This window comes from Vibrio coralliirubri (genome assembly GCF_024347375.1).
Taxonomy (GTDB): Bacteria; Pseudomonadota; Gammaproteobacteria; order Enterobacterales; family Vibrionaceae; genus Vibrio; species Vibrio coralliirubri.
Window position 1 is genome coordinate 3,171,984 of sequence record NZ_AP025470.1, and the last position, 19,562, is coordinate 3,191,545.

The 19,562-nt window shown below is 46.5% G+C and carries 17 protein-coding genes and 1 other RNA gene; 4 read left to right on the forward strand and 14 right to left on the reverse strand.

Annotated features, from left to right (window positions below; translation table 11 throughout):
• The 14 genes from ftsA to rsmI all read right to left on the reverse strand — a co-directional run bounded on the left by ftsA (nt 1) and on the right by rsmI (nt 16,065).
• On the reverse strand, nt 1-1,269 hold the full coding sequence (gene ftsA / locus OCV20_RS14370; protein ID WP_010434747.1) for a cell division protein FtsA: 1,269 nt from the start codon (nt 1,267-1,269) through the stop codon (nt 1-3).
• The gene (locus OCV20_RS14375) at nt 1,262-1,954 is read right to left on the reverse strand and encodes a cell division protein FtsQ/DivIB (protein WP_017059290.1); all 693 of its coding nucleotides are present in this window, start codon (nt 1,952-1,954) and stop codon (nt 1,262-1,264) included. Before OCV20_RS14375 ends, ftsA begins: the two co-directional genes overlap by 8 nt.
• 278 nt (nt 1,955-2,232) lie before the next feature.
• Entirely contained in the window at nt 2,233-3,693 is a 1,461-nt protein-coding gene (gene murC, locus OCV20_RS14380) for a UDP-N-acetylmuramate--L-alanine ligase (protein ID WP_086773773.1), read from the reverse strand.
• A gap of 13 nt (nt 3,694-3,706) precedes the next feature.
• Entirely contained in the window at nt 3,707-4,768 is a 1,062-nt protein-coding gene (murG, locus tag OCV20_RS14385) for an undecaprenyldiphospho-muramoylpentapeptide beta-N-acetylglucosaminyltransferase (protein WP_086773774.1), read from the reverse strand.
• Between the two features lie 45 nt (nt 4,769-4,813).
• Complete coding sequence (gene ftsW / locus OCV20_RS14390) at nt 4,814-5,977, reverse strand: cell division protein FtsW (RefSeq protein WP_086773775.1); 1,164 nt, start codon at nt 5,975-5,977, stop codon at nt 4,814-4,816.
• Nucleotides 5,978-5,999: 22 nt separating this feature from the next.
• A complete protein-coding gene (murD, locus tag OCV20_RS14395; protein WP_086773776.1) occupies nt 6,000-7,316 on the reverse strand; it encodes a UDP-N-acetylmuramoyl-L-alanine--D-glutamate ligase in 1,317 nt (438 codons plus the stop codon).
• Between the two features lie 57 nt (nt 7,317-7,373).
• Complete coding sequence (gene mraY, locus OCV20_RS14400) at nt 7,374-8,456, reverse strand: phospho-N-acetylmuramoyl-pentapeptide-transferase (protein WP_019824581.1); 1,083 nt, start codon at nt 8,454-8,456, stop codon at nt 7,374-7,376.
• A complete protein-coding gene (locus OCV20_RS14405; protein ID WP_086773778.1) occupies nt 8,453-9,826 on the reverse strand; it encodes a UDP-N-acetylmuramoyl-tripeptide--D-alanyl-D-alanine ligase in 1,374 nt (457 codons plus the stop codon). The genes mraY and OCV20_RS14405 overlap by 4 nt, the downstream gene beginning before the upstream one ends.
• Nucleotides 9,826-11,310, reverse strand: coding sequence for a UDP-N-acetylmuramoyl-L-alanyl-D-glutamate--2,6-diaminopimelate ligase (gene murE, locus OCV20_RS14410; protein ID WP_086773780.1), 1,485 nt, complete (start codon nt 11,308-11,310; stop codon nt 9,826-9,828). Before murE ends, OCV20_RS14405 begins: the two co-directional genes overlap by 1 nt.
• A gap of 18 nt (nt 11,311-11,328) precedes the next feature.
• The gene (locus OCV20_RS14415) at nt 11,329-13,086 is read right to left on the reverse strand and encodes a peptidoglycan glycosyltransferase FtsI (RefSeq protein ID WP_019824584.1); all 1,758 of its coding nucleotides are present in this window, start codon (nt 13,084-13,086) and stop codon (nt 11,329-11,331) included.
• Nucleotides 13,083-13,400 (reverse strand): cell division protein FtsL, encoded by a 318-nt coding sequence (ftsL, locus tag OCV20_RS14420; protein ID WP_019824585.1) that lies wholly within the window; start codon nt 13,398-13,400, stop codon nt 13,083-13,085. Before ftsL ends, OCV20_RS14415 begins: the two co-directional genes overlap by 4 nt.
• A gap of 3 nt (nt 13,401-13,403) precedes the next feature.
• Nucleotides 13,404-14,354 carry a 16S rRNA (cytosine(1402)-N(4))-methyltransferase RsmH gene (rsmH, locus tag OCV20_RS14425; protein WP_017059280.1) on the reverse strand — a complete coding sequence of 317 codons (951 nt, stop codon included), beginning with the start codon at nt 14,352-14,354 and terminating at the stop codon, nt 13,404-13,406.
• Between the two features lie 228 nt (nt 14,355-14,582).
• Nucleotides 14,583-15,022, reverse strand: an RNA gene (gene rnpB, locus OCV20_RS14430) — RNase P RNA component class A.
• Nucleotides 15,023-15,198: 176 nt separating this feature from the next.
• Nucleotides 15,199-16,065 (reverse strand): 16S rRNA (cytidine(1402)-2'-O)-methyltransferase, encoded by an 867-nt coding sequence (gene rsmI, locus OCV20_RS14435; protein WP_019824587.1) that lies wholly within the window; start codon nt 16,063-16,065, stop codon nt 15,199-15,201.
• Between the two features lie 61 nt (nt 16,066-16,126).
• On the opposite strand from rsmI, the gene OCV20_RS14440 reads away from it, so the two are divergent.
• The 4 genes from OCV20_RS14440 to OCV20_RS14455 are packed head-to-tail and all read left to right on the forward strand — an operon-like array spanning nt 16,127 to nt 19,544.
• A complete protein-coding gene (locus tag OCV20_RS14440; protein WP_086773782.1) occupies nt 16,127-17,944 on the forward strand; it encodes a penicillin-binding protein activator in 1,818 nt (605 codons plus the stop codon).
• On the forward strand, nt 17,931-18,329 hold the full coding sequence (locus OCV20_RS14445; protein ID WP_048614934.1) for a YraN family protein: 399 nt from the start codon (nt 17,931-17,933) through the stop codon (nt 18,327-18,329). The genes OCV20_RS14440 and OCV20_RS14445 overlap by 14 nt, the downstream gene beginning before the upstream one ends.
• Before the next feature lie 2 nt (nt 18,330-18,331).
• Nucleotides 18,332-18,922, forward strand: coding sequence for a phosphoheptose isomerase (locus tag OCV20_RS14450; protein ID WP_004729817.1), 591 nt, complete (start codon nt 18,332-18,334; stop codon nt 18,920-18,922).
• A gap of 16 nt (nt 18,923-18,938) precedes the next feature.
• Nucleotides 18,939-19,544 (forward strand): BON domain-containing protein, encoded by a 606-nt coding sequence (locus tag OCV20_RS14455; RefSeq protein WP_086773783.1) that lies wholly within the window; start codon nt 18,939-18,941, stop codon nt 19,542-19,544.
• The last annotated feature ends 18 nt before the right edge of the window (nt 19,545-19,562 follow it).

Consider the following 19,562-nt stretch of genomic DNA (forward strand, 5'->3'; position numbering starts at 1 on the left):
TTAAAACTCTTTTTGTATCCAATTACGCAATTTACCAAATAAACCAGACATAGAAGGTGCTGAACGCTTAGGTTCGCTGTAATCACCTTCATCACTGATCTGACAATCTCTTGCGTAATGAAGTAAACCAACCGCCGTAGAATGATACGGCTCTTTAACATAGTCAGTTAAGCCACTAACTTCTAACGGCTTACCAACTCGAACTTGATTGCGGAAAACACGTTCCGCACACTCTACCAATCCGTCAATTTGTGCCGCTCCACCAGTGAGAACGACGCCAGCTGCAAGGTGGTGTTTAATACCTTCATCTCGTAGCTGTAATTGAACCGTATCAATAGTTTGGTTAACGAGACCCATAAGTTCAGTGTAACGTGGTTCAATCACTTCCGACAAAGTTTGTCGTTGCAAACTTCTCGATGGGCGACCACCAACACTTGGGACGTTAACAGAATCATCCTTGCTTACGAGTTCACTCAGAGCGCAACCATGGTTTACTTTTATCTCTTCAGCATCGCTCACTGGCGTGCCGAAAGCGAAGGCAATATCACTGGTTACTGCATTTCCTGCGTAGGAAAAGACTTCTGTGTGTCGAAGTGCGCCGCCAGTCCAAATGGAAATATCCATTGTACCCGCACCGATATCGACCACACACACTCCAAGCTCTCTCTCGTCTTCAGTAATTACCGCATTGCTTGAGGCAAGTCCTGAAAACACGATTTGTTCTACTGTGAGACCACATCGTTCAACAGCTTTAATAATGTTTCTCGCCATGTCGCTATGGCAAGAAATTAGGTGAACACTGACTTCCATTCGAACACCAGATAAGCCAAGTGGGTTCTTAATCCCTTCTTGATAATCAATGGTAAATTCTTGTGGGATCACGTGCAGAATTCTCTGCTCATCACCTATTTTAATTGATTTCGCGGTATGGATCGCTCGATCCATATCGTCTTGAGACACCTCTTCATCAGAGATAGTGCCCATGCCTTTTTCAATTCGGCTTGCGATATGTTTACCCGATAGCGAGATAAATACATTGCTGATTTGGCATTCCGCCATCAACTCTGCTTGATCAATAGCTCGCTGAACCGACTTCACTACCGACTCTAGGTCGTTTACACCACCTTTATCCATACCTCTGGATGGGCTTTGCCCAGAACCAATGATATTGATTTGACCATCAGGCAATATTTCACCAACCAGAGCTGATATGGTCGCAGTGCCTATATCAAGACCAACGATTATGTTGTCATCTGCGGTCTTAGTCATCTGTGCTCTCTTCTAACTCTTGCTCTGGAAACCAGCCTACAGCGGCTCCCGTATCATACCTGAGGTCGATGTAGCTCACTTGATTCGCTTTACTACCAAGTTCGTTGTAAAGCGAAATGAAGCGTTCAACACGCTCATCTAAAGAATCTTTACCTAGTTCTAAACGGATACCGTTATCTAGGATTATTTGCCAAGCGCGACGCTCATTGAGAACGAGAGAGGTAACGGTTAACCCTAGACTGTTAATCAAAGGGGTTATCTGTCGCCACTTTTCTATCACTTCTTGGCTGGTGCCGTCTGGGCCGTAAAGCTTAACTCTATCGCCCTTCAACAGGCCGATATCACCATTAAACACCTGACCATCGTCATTCAGCAGCATGTTACCGTTCCAGATTGCTGCTGCATGGTACTCAGTCAAAAATACTTTTATTGTGTCTGGCCACTGCTTACGAATGGAGACCACTGAGACCCAAGGTAACGCTTCTAAACTGTCTTGCAACACACCGATGTCTTGCGACATGAAGGTTCCAATATGCTCTAGCTCGCTAAAGGCATGTTGAACATCACCAGCGGTTACGTAAGTTAAGTCGCCTTGAAGTACTATTTTGGAGAGAGGCAATCGCTGATCGTCCCACATCCAAGTCAGTGTGGTATAGAAAAGAAACCCAATGAATAGCAATACCATGACAAAAAAAGACCCGCCTAAGGCGTGTTTCTTGAGCGACGGTAAACTGAATAGGTGGCGGTTTTCGCTAAAAGTACTTTCTACCAAAGCCCGCATTCCCTGTCGTTGGTTCGCAATTCTATTCCCTATCTTCGTAATAGAGGTAAAAGCACTTACTTTAACCTATGAATTATACTGAGCAAAATCAAACTATCAAACGTTGATAATAAGATTTTTGGTCAATTTTAGGTCAATCGCAAGAAGTGAGCGATTGACCACAGTCTGTAGACAGTATTCTGTTACGCGTTCTGCATTTTATTAATGTCTAACTGTAACGATTCCAACTGCTTCGCTACTCGACCAACATCGCCTGCACCCTGCGTTAAAACAAGGTCACCACCTTGAATTACGTTGGCTAAAGCCGATGGCAGTGCGTTGATATCGGCAACAAAGATTGGATCTATCTTACCACGCCCACGAATAGTTCGACTTAATGAACGCCCGTCTGCCCCTGCAATAAGTTTCTCACCTGCAGAATAAACATCTAACAAAATTAGGACATCAACCTGCTCAAGAACGTTCGCAAAATCATCATACAGATCGCGAGTACGACTATAACGGTGCGGTTGGAAGATCATGACAAGGCGTTTATCAGTCCAGCCACTACGAGCAGCTTGAATAGTCACGTCAACTTCGGTTGGGTGATGACCGTAATCATCGACCAACATTGCCACGCCTTTACCTGTTTCGTACTCACCTAGGTGATCGAAACGGCGACCCGTGCCTTCTGTTCCTGCCATCGCTTTTAGAATCGCTTCATCGCTGATGTCATCTTCTGTTGCAACAGCAATCGCCGCGGATGCATTCAATGCATTGTGACGACCCGGAATGTTTAACGTGATATCAAGGTTAGCTTTACCTTCACGTACCACTGTGAATTTGCCTTGCTGGCCTTCTTGTACGTAGTTCTCAATACGAATATCCGCATCTTCAGAGAAACCGTAAGTAATCACTTGGCGACTTACCTGAGGGATAAGCTCACGCACTACTGGATCATCAACGCACATCACAGCCTGACCGTAGAATGGCAGATTGTGTAAGAAATCAATAAACGTCTGCTTTAGCGTTTCAAAATCGCCGCCGTAGGTATCCATATGATCCGCTTCAATGTTAGTTACGATACTAACCATTGGTTGCAGATGTAAGAATGACGCATCACTCTCATCGGCTTCAGCGATAAGAATACGGCTTGAACCTAAACGTGCGTTAGTGCCTGCACTTTTCACCAAACCACCGTTTACGAAGGTTGGATCTAGACCTGCTTCAGAATAAATCTGTGTCACTAGCGCAGTCGTGGTTGTCTTACCGTGCGTACCTGCCACAGCAATACCGTGACGAAAACGCATCAACTCAGCCAGCATTTCTGCACGACGAACGATCGGTGTGCGCGCTTCACGAGCTGCAATAATTTCTGGGTTTTCTTCGTTGATAGCGGTTGAAACCACCACCACACTTGCGTCGGCAACGTTACTTGCTTGGTGGCCGATATAAACGGTCGCACCCTTGCTAACTAAACGATCAGTCACTGGATTTTGAGCAATATCAGAACCCGTGATCTGGTAGCCTTCATTTAGCAAGACTTCAGCAATCCCGCTCATTCCGGCACCACCAATACCAATGAAGTGGATAGATTTAACACGGCGCATCTCTGGCACCATTGCACGGATTTGCGCTAAGTCTTGGGTATGTTCAATCGTCATCAATTCAATCTCATTATTTTGCTAAAGCTTTAATCGCTTCAGCGACGGTCACATCAGCATCAAGCTTGGCGGCTTGACGAGCTTTTGTTGCCATCATTTTTAATTCATTTCTATCAAGCTGCGCGATAGTGTTCGCTAGCTTATCAGCCGTTAGTTGAGGCTGTTCAATCATTAACGCTGCGCCACATTCAACTAAATGGTCGGCATTCAACGCTTGTTGTCTGTCTTTGTGCATAAACGGAACGAAGATAGATCCGACACCTGCCGCAGACACTTCTGATACGGTTAATGCACCTGAGCGACACACTAATAGATCTGCCCACTCATAAGCTTGCGCCACATCATCAATAAATTCAGTCACTTGAACATTATCAACAGAATGTGATTTGTATTGCTCAATAACTTGCTGTTGATTGTTCTTACCCGCTTGGTGCATCACAGTGAAGCCTTCACCAAGCTGCGCCATCGTTATTGGCATGGTATCGTTCAGGATTTTGGCGCCCTGACTGCCGCCCATCACCAAGATGCGGATGTCACCATCACGCTCAGCCATACGTTGCTCGGGTTCAGCTAAGGCAACCACATCTTCGCGTACTGGGTTACCCACCACTTCTGCGGTAGGGAAAGCACCAGGGAAAGCTTGGAAAACCTTTTTAGCAATCTTAGACAGCCATTGGTTGGTTAAACCTGCCACTGCATTTTGTTCATGCAGAACCACTGGAATGCCAGACAACCATGCCGCGATACCACCCGGGCCACTCACGTAACCACCCATGCCAAGCACCACATCAGGTTGCCATGCTTTAATGTGTTGTCTTGCTTGAAGTATGGCATTAATAATCTGGAACGGCGCTTTAATTAACTTGCTAATGCCTTGACCACGCAGGCCTTTCACCTTGATGAAGTCGATCTCAATACCATGCTTTGGTACCAAATCCGCTTCCATTCTGTCTGCCGTTCCTAACCAGCGAATTTCCCAGCCTTGTTGCTGAAGCTTTTTAGCTACCGCTAACCCTGGAAAAACGTGACCGCCAGTACCACCAGCCATCACTAAAAGTTTTTTGTTTTGTTTCATCACGTTATATTCTTATTCTACTAATTCGTTTTGATTATCGGCTTGTTATTTTTGTTGCATTCGGCATTCGTGATCGATACGCAGCAGCATAGACACCGCCACTGACATCACGATAAGACTTGAACCACCATAACTGATCAGCGGCAAGGTTAGACCTTTGGTTGGGACGATGCCTGAAGCTGCACCCACGTTAACAAGCGTCTGAAATGCAAACCAAATACCGATGCCAAATGCCAGGTAACCACTGAATACTTGGTCATTTTCAAAGGCCTTTTTGCCAATAAAAATGGCTTTAAAAACCAAGCTAAAGATGAGTATCAACACCAAGGTCACGCCAACAAAACCCAATTCTTCTGCCAACACAGCAAATACAAAATCGGTGTGTGCTTCGGGTAGGTATTCGAGTTTCTGAATTGAGTTACCGAGCCCTTGCCCCATCCAATCGCCACGGCCAAACGCCATCAATGACTGAGTTAACTGGTAACCACTGCCGAACGGGTCGTTCCAAGGTTCCCAGAATGAGGTAACACGTCGAACACGATAAGGTTCTATAACAATCAAACCGACGACCGCGGCAATACCTGCCACCATCAAGGCGATAAACTGTGAAAGCTTGGCACCGGCAATGAATAGCATGCCGAACAGAGTCACTAGCATTACGACCACAGTACCTAAATCGGGCTGGCCCAGTAGCAACACGGCAAAGGCGCCAAACACCATGATCGGTTTACCAAAACCACCGAAGAAGGTTTTTCTCACTTCGTCTTGTTTACGAACCAAGTAGCCCGCCATAAAGATAAACAGCGATAACTTGGCGACTTCAGCTGGTTGTAAGTTAAATAGCCCTAATGGGATCCAACGCGATGCGCCGTTAACCGACTTGCCGACGGCTAGTACCACAATCAGCAAGAAGAAGGATAAGCCCAGTAGATACATACTGTATTGAAACCAACGCTGCATCGGGATTTGCAATATGACGCTGGAGACACCTAACGCCAACACAAGGAAGATGGCATGACGGAACATAAAGTGAAATGGCTGATCGGTTAAACGAGCACTGATAGGAAACGAAGCCGACGTTACCATCACTAAGCCCGTCAGCATCAGTCCAAGAGCAATCCATACCAATTGACGATCGTAAAGCGCCTCTGGTGTGGCACGGTTAAGCCATTGCCAAATAGATTGATTGATCTCTTTCACTCTTTGCACTGAATGTTAGTCCTTCAACACGTTAGGCATACTCATGAGCAAGTTCAGTGAACGCATCACCTCTTGCCATGAAGTTATTAAATTGGTCGAAGCTGGCACACGCCGGAGACAACATCACCATATCACCAGCAACTAACTGCTTCGAGATACTCTCGATAATGTCACCCATAGTTTCAAACGTCTTAGACGATGGGTGTAACGGCATAAATTGCGCTGCATCTTCACCAAAACAACACAGTTGAACGCGCTCTAGTTGCGACAACACAGGCTTAAGCTCACTGAAGTCGGCACCTTTACCAACCCCACCAACCAGAAGATACAAAGTACCTTGGCACTCTAAGCCCGACAGAGCCGCTAATGTACTGGCTACGTTGGTCGCTTTTGAGTCGTTAACCCATTTGATTTCGCGTTTGTCAGCCACGACTTGGCAGCGATGCGTCAAACCATTGTAGGCCTTCAAGGCTTCAAGGCTTTTGTTGTAATCAACACCGACTTGTTTAAGCAGCGCTAGCGAGACTAACGCATTTGCCACATTGTGACGTCCAACCAATGTTAAATCTTGAGTCGCAAGTACAGGTTTACCGTTATCCATTAGCCATTCGATGCCATCAACTGTCGCGACACCAAACTCTTGGTCATCGAGTCCGAATGTGACTAATGACATGTTGTGGTCTGGATAAGTCTCTTTGTCGTCGCGGTTTACAATCGCGTACTGAGCATTATTAAAGATTCTTAGCTTGGCATCGCGGTAATCGGCCATGCCTTGGTAGCGATCCATATGGTCTTCTGACAGATTCAGAAATGCTGCTGCTGCTAAGTTTAGGCTTGATGTTGTTTCTAACTGAAAGCTTGAAAGCTCAAGAACATATAAATCAGCATCAAGCTCTAGAAGATCTAGGGCAGGAATACCTATGTTGCCACCCACACCGACATTCAAACCCGCAGCCTTAGCAAGCACACCAGTAAGGTCAGTCACGGTGCTCTTGCCGTTAGAACCCGTGATAGCCACAACGGGTTTGTCTACCGCCCAGCCAAACAGTTCAATATCGCCAACAACCGGAGTTCCCGCTTGAATAACATCTTGTATTTCAGGGGTCGCGAGTGCGATACCTGGGTTAGCAACCACCAAATCAGCTTCCGCTAACCATTGGCTATTCCAACTTCCAGAATGCAGCTCTACCGATTCAGGTAAAGATTCCTTTCCTGGTGGTAGCTCTCGCGTATCAATCACCTTCACATGCGTATGAGGTTGATATTTTACGAGATGTTTAACGACAGAGAGCCCGGTAATACCGAGCCCCACAACCACTACATTTTGAATGTTTTGCCAACGTTCCATTTAAACAAGATGCTCTTAATAGTTTTAAAGAGCCTCTACTCAGAGGCTCACACAGGATTAACGAACTTTCAGTGTCGCTAGGCCAACCAGTACTAATACCATTGAGATGATCCAAAAACGCACGATTACACGCGGCTCTGGCCAACCTTTAAGTTCATAGTGGTGGTGAATCGGTGCCATGCGGAAAATACGCTGACCACGTAATTTGTAAGAGCCCACCTGCAGAATCACTGACAGAGTCTCCATTACAAACACACCACCCATGATAACCAGTACCAACTCTTGGCGAACTAACACAGCAATCACACCCAATGCACCGCCCAGTGCTAGTGAGCCAACATCGCCCATGAATACTTGTGCTGGGTAGGTGTTGAACCATAGGAAACCTAGGCCTGCACCGACGATAGCAGTACATACAACCACAAGCTCAGAAGTGTATGGGATGTATGGAATGTGTAGATATGCTGCGAAGTTAACGTTACCTGTCGCCCAAGCAATCACAGCAAAACCAGCAGCAACCATCACCGTTGGCATAATCGCCAAACCATCTAGGCCATCTGTTAGGTTCACCGCGTTACTGGTACCCACAATAACAAAATAAGTCAGTACGATGTACAATAAACCTAATTGTGGCATCACATCTTTAAAGAAAGGAACCACCAATTGGGTTGCCGCAGTATCGTGTCCGTGAGCATACAGAGCAAACGCCACAACCAATGCAATAGCCGATTGCCAGAAGTACTTCCAACGAGCAATCAAGCCATCTGTGTTTTTACGAACCACTTTACGGTAGTCATCAACAAAGCCAACCGCACCGTAACCGCCAAGGACAACCAATACCGCCCAAACGTAAGGGTTAGAAAGATCAGCCCACATTAATACCGTAATAATAATGGCAGCTAGGATCATCACGCCACCCATGGTTGGTGTACCACGTTTGCTAAAGTGAGATTCAGGGCCGTCATTACGAACAACTTGGCCAATTTGTAGCATTTGCAGACGCTCAATTAAACGAGGTCCCATCCACAGCGACAGACATAAAGCGGTCAAAATACTCGCGATTGCACGAAACGATAGGTATTCGAACAAACGGAAAAAAGAAAGGTGTGGCTGTAGTAGCTCTGCAAGCCAAATTATCATGAAAAGTTCTCCTTTAAAGCAGCGGCTATTTTACTCATTCCTGCACTATTCGCGCCTTTTACCAACAAGGTATGTGACGCGTTTTCTGGCAAGCATAAGTGCTGCTCTATGTGCGCGATCATCGCTTGATGCGTTGCGAAGTGGGTACCATTACAGACCTCACTAATCACCTTGGTATCATCACCGTAAGTGAGTACATGCTCAAAAGCGAATGGGGCAGCATATTCACCGACTTGAAGGTGAAGTGCAAGGCTTTCGTCGCCTAATTCAGCCATATTGCCTAAAATCAACCAACGCTGACCTTTGAAGCTCGACAGCAGTTTGGCTGCCGCCTTCATTGCAGGTACGCTGGCGTTATAACTGTCATCTATCAGCTTGATATTCTGACTTAATTGTTGAACCTCAACTCGCCCTTTGACAGAGATAAGATTCGCTAAACCATTTTTTACTTCTTCAAGCGTGGCACCAAACTGAATGCTCAACGCTGCTGCCGCCAACGCATTTGCTACGTTATGCTGACCGATAATGCCAAGCTCAACCGGCATAGCGCCTTGCGGTGTTTGCATCTCAAAGCACGCTTCGCCCTGCTCATTAATACGAATATGCTTAGCAAAGTAATTTGCCGTATTGTCGCTTTCTGAAAATGTCAGTACCGTTTTATCTGCGAGTACTTCATTCCAGAAGTCACCACCGTTGCTTTCTAGATTAACAATAGCAGTATCACCAGCAGCAAGCCCCTGAAAGATTTCACCTTTCGCTTGCTTAACACCATCAATTGAGCCAAAGCCCTCTAGATGCGCGGCAGCTACGTTATTCACCAACGCCACCTGCGGTTTCACAAGCTGCGTGGTATAGGCGATTTCACCAATGTGGTTCGCGCCCAGTTCTATCACGGCAAAGTCGTCATTGGGTTCACTGCGCAGCAAGGTTAGTGGTACTCCAATATCATTATTGAAGTTACCTGCCGTAAACAGCACCTTGCCACGTTGTTGCAGAATGCTCGCCACCATCTCTTTGACGGTTGTTTTACCACAGCTTCCTGTTATCGCCATGGTTGGCACATCACATTGTTTGTGGATCCAAGCACTTAGCTGACCTAAAGCAAGTTTAGTGTCTTCAACAACAACTTGGGTAATATTTAGGTCAAGTTTTCGTTCGACTAACAACGCGCTCGCATTTGCCTCAACCGCTTGATGACAAAAGTCATGCGCATCGAAACGTTCTCCGACAATAGCAACAAACAATGCGCCTTCTTCAACGGTGCGAGTGTCGGTAGAAACGGCATTAATTACGGCATTGTTTGAGTTACCAGCTTCAATCAACTCACCGCTGACCGCTGAACAAATCTGTTCGAGTGATACATCAATCATTATGAAATACCTAAAAGTTGAAGCGCAGACTCTCGATCTGAGTAATGGATCGTTTCGTCTTTTAATACTTGGTAATCCTCATGGCCTTTACCAGCCAAAAGAATAATGTCATTGCTGTCTGCCTGTTCAAGCGCGAACTTAACCGCTTGGTAGCGATCGTGTTCCACAAATGCAGACTCAGGTTTGCTTAAGCCTGCCAGCATGTCTTTGACAATCAATGCCGGATCTTCGCTACGAGGGTTGTCATCTGAAATAATCATTTTATCGGCGAACTGCTCTGCGGTCGCTGCCATCATAGGACGCTTACCCGTGTCACGGTCACCGCCGCAGCCAAAGATAGCCCACAATTTTCCAGAACAGTGAACTCGCAATGCTGCTAATGCTTTTTCTAAAGCGTCTGGCGTATGCGCGTAATCGACAACCACTTTTGCTTTGTTCGGCACTTGGAACAGTTCCATACGACCAATCACAGGTTGCAGCTGAGGCGCAGTGTCGACCAAGATTTGCTTATCGATACCTAATGACAGCAAGGTCGCAAAGGCAACCAGTACGTTTGATGCGTTGAACTGACCAATTAATGGAACAGAAAGATCGCCTTGTCCCCAACTACCATCGAAAGAGAGCTTAATCCCAGTTTCTGCATAGGCAACATCAGATGCCCATACCGACTGTTGGTAGCCTGTTAATGGAAGTAATGAAACAGCAATCGCATTCGATAAATCTGTCATCCAAGCTTTGCCCACTTCGTCATCAACATTTATCGCAGCGTGCTTACATGTGTGCTCAGTAAACAGGCTCTTCTTAGCCAAAGCGTACTCTTCCATCGTGCCATGGTAATCAAGATGATCACGGCTCAAATTAGTGAATACACCGACTTCGAAGTCCAAGGCTTTAACGCGACCTTGCACCAAACCATGAGAAGATATTTCCATAGCTGTGTAAGCCGCGTTTTCTTCCGCTAACTCACTCAGTGTGCGTTGTATTTCAATCGCACTGCCTGTGGTATTCGCCGCGGTTTTTAGATTGTCTAAAAAGCCATTACCCGTGGTGCCCATTACCGCAGAGCGTTGACCAACAAGATCAAGCCATTGAACAATCAATTGGGTGATGGTGGTTTTGCCATTGGTGCCGGTAACACCAATCAACTTAGTTGCTTGAGACGAGTAAACACGACCGGCCAACTCAGATAACACCAAGTTAAGGTCTTTAATGTAAATTACTGGAACAGCATCCAACCACTCAATCAGACCATGGGCCTTTTCAGCATCAGCTTGTGCGATAACGGCATTGGTTCCCTGTTCGACCGCTTTGTCGATGAAACGACGGCCATCAACAGCATGCCCAACTACAGCAACAAAAATATCGCCGTCTTTGATGGCACGACTATCCAACTCCAACTGTTCAACAGCAATCGAATCCAGCTCAGGTGAACTAAAGTCACCCCAAGGAGAAAGTAAAGATGACAGCGTGAGGCTATTACTCATATTGAATCCTGATTGGCTCTATTCTTGAAACTTGTTTTCATCAGCAGGGACATTCAGTATTTGCAATGCACCCTTCATGATTTCAGAAAAAACGGGGGCAGCAACTGAACCGCCATAGTAAAGGTCACCTTGAGGCTCATTGACCACAACAACCAGCGCGACTCTTGGGTCACTAACCGGGGCAAAACCTGCAGTAATCGCAATGTATTCGTCGCTGTATCCGCCAGCTTCAGCCTTACGAGAAGTACCCGTTTTTGCTGCAACTCGGTAACCAGGAACAGCCGCTCTTGTTGCTGTGCCGCCTTTTTGAGTCACCCCTTCGAGCATATTCAAAACCAGTTCAGCGTTCTCGCGCTTGATGATCTGCTTAGAAAAGTCTTGGTCGTTACTCTTAATAATATGAATCGGTTCATACATGCCTTTGTTGGCTAGCGTCGCATACGCGTGGGCCAACTGCATCGGTGTCACAGACAAACCGTAACCGAATGATAATGTTGCAATTTCAAACTTAGACCAGCGACGACGATTCGGGAAAATACCGCTCGTTTCACCGATTAAGTTCAGCCCTGACATTTCGCCCAGACCAACAGAACTGTACATCCCAAGCAGGGCTTCTAAAGGCATGTTAAGTGCCAACTTCGCCACACCGATGTTACTCGACTTCTTGAGGATCAGCGCTAAATCAGCCTTACCGACTTTAGAAGAGTCTCGCACACGACTACCACCGATCTGCATGATGCCGTTGCCAGTATCAATAACGATATCTGGATCTGCCGTGCCGTTCTCTAGCGCCGCCAAAACCACAAAAGGTTTCACGGTAGAGCCGGGCTCCATCGCATCGGTAAGTACGCGGTTACGCATCTTAAAGCTTTGTAAGTCAGCACGATTGTTCGGGTTATAAGAAGGCGCATTAACCATCGCCAACACAGCGCCGGTTTTTACATCCAGCAAAATCGCAGAGCCAGAAGTCGCCTTATGATCGGCCACCGCCTGTTTAATCGCTCGGTAGGCGATCGCTTGTAATCGTTGATCGATCGTTAGCTCGAGAGGCTTGCCTTCTTCACGCTCTTCTAAAGCAATGTTTTCAACAACACGTCCGTAGCGGTCTTTACGAATCGTTCGCTTACCCGCCTCGCCAGTAAGCCACTTGTCATAGCTGCGCTCAACGCCTTCTAGGCCGTGTCCATCAATACCGGTCACACCGATAAGGTGCGCACTGACTTCGCCTGCAGGATAGTAACGTCGAGATTCCGCTTTCAGGCCAACACCCACCAGCTTAAGCTCACGGATATACTTAGCCATTGCAGGGCTAACTTGTCTTTGCAGGTAAATAAATCGACGGGATTTGTTGCTAGAGATCTTGTCGATCATCGATTGTCGCTCTAAGCCAAGTACATCGGCTAACGCGTACCAACGATCAATTTGGGCCATGCCGTTTTTATCGAAAATCGTTTTAGGATCGGCCCATACCGCTTCAACTGGAACACTCACAGCAAGCGGCTCGCCATTGCGGTCTGAAATAATACCGCGAGCAGAAGGAATTGCCTTAACACGTACTGAGCGAAGGTCGCCCTGACGAATTAAGTTATCTGGTTCAATGATTTGGATGTAAGCCACACGACCAACCAGTGCAGCAAAGGCAAGAAACACGAAAGCAATAACGACGTTGAAACGCCATTTAATAAGAATTGGATCCGAATCCTTTTCGCTCTTCACTCGCTCTTTCGTTGGTTTCTTAACGGCTTTTGCGGGTGCTTTTTCCTTTTTACCGGTCATTTCAGTGTGATCACAACTTCTTTTTCAGAGTCTGGACGTTTCATGTCTAGCTCTCTTTTTGCCGATGCTTGAACGCGACTATGTTCAGCCAGAGCCGTCTCTTCAAGCATTAAATTTCGCCACTCATCATCAAGCTGTTCTCGCTCCACCAACGCCGTGTCTTTTTGCGTGATCGCCTGACGTGACATATGTGTCGTAAGAACGACCCCCATCGCACTCGCAAAGATACAGATCAGAAGCATCAATGGGACCTTGCCCACTGAGATCAAATCAAAAAATATTATCTTGGCTAAGTTAGGTTTGGAGGTCTTCATTGACTATAGCTTTTCTGCGATTCGTAATACTGAGCTACGTGAACGAGTATTCTCATCCACTTCGCCTTTCGATGGTTTGATCGCTTTACCAACCGGCTTAAGATCAGCACTGCCTAGCGCTTTGATCTGCTCTTCTGTTAGTGGCAGGCCATGTGGTACTTGCGGGCCTTGGCTCTCTTTACGGATAAAGCGCTTCACCATGCGGTCTTCAAGTGAGTGGAAGCTGATAACAGACAAACGGCCTTCAGGAGCAAGAATGCTTGCTGCGCCTTTCAGGGCTGTATCGATCTCTTCAAGTTCACTGTTGATGTAGATACGGAATGCTTGGAAGGCACGTGTTGCTGGGTGCTTTTTCTCTTTGAAGCTTTTTGGAGCTACATCCGAGATAAGCTTAGCCAACTGACCAGTACGCGTTAGTGGTTCGTTCTCTTCATTCTCTTGATAAGCAATGATGCCTTTCGCGATACGACGAGCGTGTTTGTCTTCACCGAACTCACGAATAACCCATGTGATGTCATCAAGATCGGCTTCAACTAACCACTGAGAGACAGGAATACCAGTTGTTGGGTCCATACGCATATCAAGCGGGCCGTCTTTCATGAAGCTAAAGCCACGCTCAGCGTCATCTAGCTGTGGTGAAGAAACACCTAGATCCAGTAAAACGCCATCCACTTGACCGACTAAGTCATAACGCTCTGCATATTCAGCCATACCTGAGAACGGGCCGTGAATAATCGTAAAACGAGGGTCATCAATCTTTTGCGCTTCTGCAATCGCTTGTGGATCGCGGTCGATACTAAAGAGTCGTCCATTCTCGCCCAGTTTAGACAGGATTGTACGGCTGTGACCACCACGGCCAAAAGTACCATCGATGTAGGTACCGTCAGGTTTGATCGCAAGTCCGTCAATAGATTCGTTAAGCAATACTGAAATATGTTTGAATGCTTCTGTCATAGTCTTCTCAGTGAGTGGATTGAGCCATTAGTTCGGCAATAATTTGTTCTATTAGCGTTTTAGTGTACTGATTTCACGCCGTATCTCCACCATATTGTGTATAGGCTTTGGGAATTTTTGACCCAAGCTCATATCAGGGTGAAGGATTCTAAGGAAATCTAAATAATTTACGTCAATATAAAGCAAAAAACCCATCACTACCGTTAAGTAATGATGGGTTCTTTATATAGGTGGAGTTGACACATACGCCGGGTTCTGTTCCGCTTGCGCGGCGGTAACCATTCGTCTAGGCCTGCAATCGCTCACAGGCTCAAGCAATCTACCCGCCCCCATACGCGAGCAACGCAATGTGAGGGCCTATTTGATCTTGCTCCGGGTGGAGTTTACCTTGCTACGAACTGTTGCCAGTCGCACGGTGCGCTCTTACCGCACCCTTTCAGCCTTACCTGTGCCCCTTCCGAAGAAATGAGGCCATCGGCGGTCTTCTCTCTGCTGCACTTGTCGTGGGCTCGCGCCCCCCAGACGTTATCTGGCACCCTGCTCTATGGAGCCCGGACGTTCCTCCCCTCTACCAGTCTCCCGAAGGACTTCAACGTCAGTTTCCCGAAGGACCTCAACGTCAGTCTCCCGAAGGACATCAGCAAAGCAGCGATTACCCGTTCAACTCCGAGGGCGGATTGTATAGAGATTAGGGTGCAGTGTCTAGCGAGATCACAAATATGGTGCAAACCTCTAAGCAACTGCGTGAATTTTACACAATTTAGACAAAAAAAGAGGAATGACGGCAATACCATCATTCCTCACAAGCTTTTCAATACAGGTTAGCTACTCTATAAAGAGGTTTCTAGTTATCTAGATGCTCTAAGCCCCATTTGTATAAAGCGTTCTTTTTCAGATTGTAGATTTCTGCCGTCATCGCCGCCGCTTTTTTAAGAGGCAGCTCTTTGGTTAGAATGCCTAGTGTGCGAGTCGCTTCGTCTGGCAATTCTGTGCTCGCTTCTTCACGGTGGCCGTGAATCAGTAACACCATCTCACCGCGTTTACGGTTCGCGTCTTCTTCAATCCACTCAATAAGTTCACCCAGTGGCAACCCTTGGATGGTTTCGAAGGTTTTGGTTAGCTCACGCGCCAATACAACCTCACGGTCAGGGCCAAGAATCTCAAGCATATCTTGTAGAGAGTCTGAAATACGGTGTGGTGATTCATAGAAGATGCAGGTGCGCTCTGCTTTTGCGATCTCTAAGAACTTGTCTTTACGACCCTTGCTCTTTGGCGGTAAGAAGCCTTCAAAGCTGAAACGATCTGACGGTAAACCAGAAGCACTTAACGCGGTAATCACAGCACAAGCACCAGGAAGTGGCACAACTCTCACACCCGCTTGACGACATTGTGAGACAAGATGGTAACCTGGGTCACTAATTAAAGGAGTACCCGCATCAGAGACTAATGCGATAGACTGACCTTCTAATAACCTTTCGACTAGAACTTGCGCTTTAGTTTGTTCATTATGATCATGTAAAGCGAACGTTCTGGTTGATATATTGAAGTGAGCAAGCAGCTTACCCGTGTGGCGTGTGTCTTCGGCTGCAATAACATCGACACTTGATAAAATTTCAATTGCTCTTTGAGTGATATCTCCCAAATTTCCGATTGGGGTTGGCACAATGTAGAGAGTTGGGCTCTCTGTGAGCAAGGTTTTGTTATCTGTCATTTGTTTACCATCACTTCAACGATTAATATAGATACAAATTTATACGGAATTTAAAGAACTCATGGCAACGATGAACCATAAGAGACTCAGTGTACCACGCTTACTAACTCCAATTGCATTAGCAATTACATTGGCGGCTTGTTCTTCAGGTCCTCAAGCACCAACGAGCGTTGATATTACACTAGATCCAGCGCAATCAACTGAAAGTTACATGATGCAGGCGGATAGTAGCAAAGGAAGTCTACAAAACGACTGGTTAATCATGGCGCTTAAGGCTTCTGTGCAAGCTGGAAAAACCGATCAAGCAACTCTGCTGATCAAACGCTTAGCAAAACAAGAGCTGAGCGAAACGCAACAAGCGGAATGGCAATTAGCGCGCGCTCAACTGCTGGTGAATAACTCACAGCCTGAACAAGCTTATAGCCAACTGAACTTCCAGCCTTGGTGGAAACTTCCGAACGAGCAGTGGAAAGATTATCACGAGCTACGCGCGAACATTTCTGAAATGCAAAGCGAGTATTTTGAAGCAAGCCGTGAGTTAGTTCTTTATTCAGAATATCTAGACGCTGACGACGAGCTACAACAGCAAGCTGCTGACCGTATTTGGCAGAACCTAAATAGCTACTCTCAATATGAGATTCTAGAGCTTAAGACGTCGCCTACAGAAGACGTTCTTGCAGGTTGGTTACAGCTGGCGATTTACATGAAGACGCTGAATTCAAACCTTCCAAACCTGCAGGAAACCCTGTCTGATTGGCTAGCAGAGAATCCTCAGCACCCAGCAGCGACATACACACCTCAGGCGATCACTGACATCTTGGCGCTAGAGATCAGCAAGCCAACCAGCACTGCACTATTACTGCCTCTAACCGGTAAATACGGTAAGCAAGCACAACTTGTACGTGACGGTTTCATCTTTGCGATGATGAATGACAAAGAGCGTGAAGAAGATGCAACGCTGACGGTAATGGATACCAACGTGCAAAGTGCCGCTGAGATTAAAGCGACATTGGAAGAGAACAACGTTGATTTCATCGTTGGCCCGCTGATTAAGAGCAACATCACTAAGCTTCAGCAAGCACAGAAAAACCACGAGAACTCGATTCCAGCTTTAGCTCTGAACATTCCAACGCAACTAGAACCAGATACCAACATTTGTTATCTCGCTCTATCGCCAGAGCAAGAAGTCGCTCAGGCAGCGAAACACCTATTTGCTCAAGGCTACAAGTATCCGCTTATCCTTGCGCCAAGAGGACGTTTAGGTGAGCGTGTTGAGCAAGCGTTTAAAGAAGAGTGGAAAAAATACAGCAGCAACGATGTGGCTATCAGCTTGTTCTCTGACAAACGCCAACTGCAACGCAATGTGAATCAGGTATTCGGCTTGCAAGAGAGCCAACAGCGTATCGCTCAAATGGACGGGTTACTGAACCTAGACCTAGAAACCGAGCCACGCAGCCGTCGCGATATCGATTCTGTCTACATTGTGGCTAAGAACTCAGAGCTAACACTAATCAAACCCTTCATTGAAGTTGCAATTAACCCAGATGCGAGCCAACCCGCTCTTTTCTCAAACTCACGCAGCAACAGCGGTGATAAGCAGTATGAAGACCTAACCGGTGTGTTCTACAGCGATATTCCACTATTGGTTGAGAATAAAAACGAGCTTAATAAAGAGCTAAACGACCTATGGCCTGCACACTCAAACGGTCAAAAGCGTCTGCAAGCACTGGGAATGGATGCATACTACCTAATGGATGCACTACCACAGATGAAAGCCGTGCAGGGTTACAGCATTCCAGGTGAAACGGGTATGTTAACCATCGATAACAACTGTGTGGTTCAACGTGAAATCAGCTGGGCAGAGCATGGGGCTTTTTAGCCGAAAGTTCCTATCCAAACCAAGTATCACCCACAAGCAAGTGGGTGATAAATATGAGACCGTGGCAAAATCTTATCTGATTAACCACGGTTTATCGTTAATAGAACAAAACTTCATAGCAAAATGTGGCGAGATTGATCTTATAATGCGCCATAACAATACGGTTGTGTTTGCTGAGGTAAAATACCGCAAGCAAACCCGCTACGGACATGCCGCTGAAATGGTGACTGCCAAGAAGTCACAGAAACTGCTCAAAACAGCCAATGTTTGGCTTATGCAGCAAGGCCTGTCGGTGCACTCTACAGATTTCAGGTTTGATATTGTTGCCATTGAAGGGCCGAATGACACTATCGACTGGATTCAAAACGCGATTACCCAAGGATAAACATGCTAGACAGCATTAAAGAAAGTTTCACAGAAAGTATTCAAATCCAAATTGCGGCTGCAGAAGCTCTGCCTGACGCAATCACGCATGCCGCTCAAGCAATGGTTGCGACCTTGCTTAACGGAAACAAAATTCTTTGTTGTGGTAATGGTGGTTCGGCGTCGAATGCTCAGCAATTTGTATCGTGCCTACTCAACCGATTTGAAACAGAGCGCCCTAGCCTTCCAGCAATGGCACTCACAGCAGACAACACCACGCTAACGGCTGTGGCTAACGACTACCACTATGAAGAGATCTTCTCTAAGCAGGTGCGTGCATTCGGTCAAACTGGCGATATTCTGTTGGCTATCTCGACTAGCGGTAACAGCAAGAACATCATCAAGGCAATGGAAGCGGCGGTAACTCGCGACATGACAATCATCGCCTTTACCGGTAAAGATGGTGGTGAGATGGCAGGTTTGCTTGGTGAACACGATGTAGAGATTCGTATCCCTTCACACCGTACAGCGCGCATTCATGAAGTACACATGGTGACACTACACTGCCTATGTGACCTAATCGATCAAGTACTCTTCCCTGCTCACGAAGAGTGATATACGGAGCATCACAATGAAATCATTAACCTCTATGAGGCTGTTTAAGCTGATTAGTGTTTCGCTACTTACACTGTCTCTGTCTGGTTGTGCTGGCATTTTCATTGCTGGTGCTGCAACCACTGCAAACCTAGTCACGGATACACGAACAACCAAAGAGATTTGGAACGACAACAACATCGAATTTGAAGTTGCAGCGATTACCAATAAACAACCATTCCGTGGCAACGTACGTGTCACCGCAAGCTCTTACCGAGGTTCTGTGGTACTGATGGGCCAAGCAACCACAGATTCAGAACGTCGCGCTTTTGAAAACCAAGCCAAAGAAGTGGCTGGCGTTGAGAGCATCCACAACCAGGTTCGAGTGAAAGAGCCATTGTCTGTGAGTGCGATCAGTAAAGACAGCTGGATTACCACTAAGGTGAAATCAGCTCTACTTGCTAATTCTGAGCTTAACGGTATCAAAGTAAAAGTGATTACTGAGGATTCTGAAGTATTCCTGCTTGGCCTCGTCACTCGAGAGCATGCTGATATCGCGACAGAAGTTGCGCGTAATATCTCTGGCGTAAAACAGGTCATTCGAGCATTTGAATATGGTGAAGAAGAGACAGCTGTTAACTAGACTAAAGCCAGTTAATTG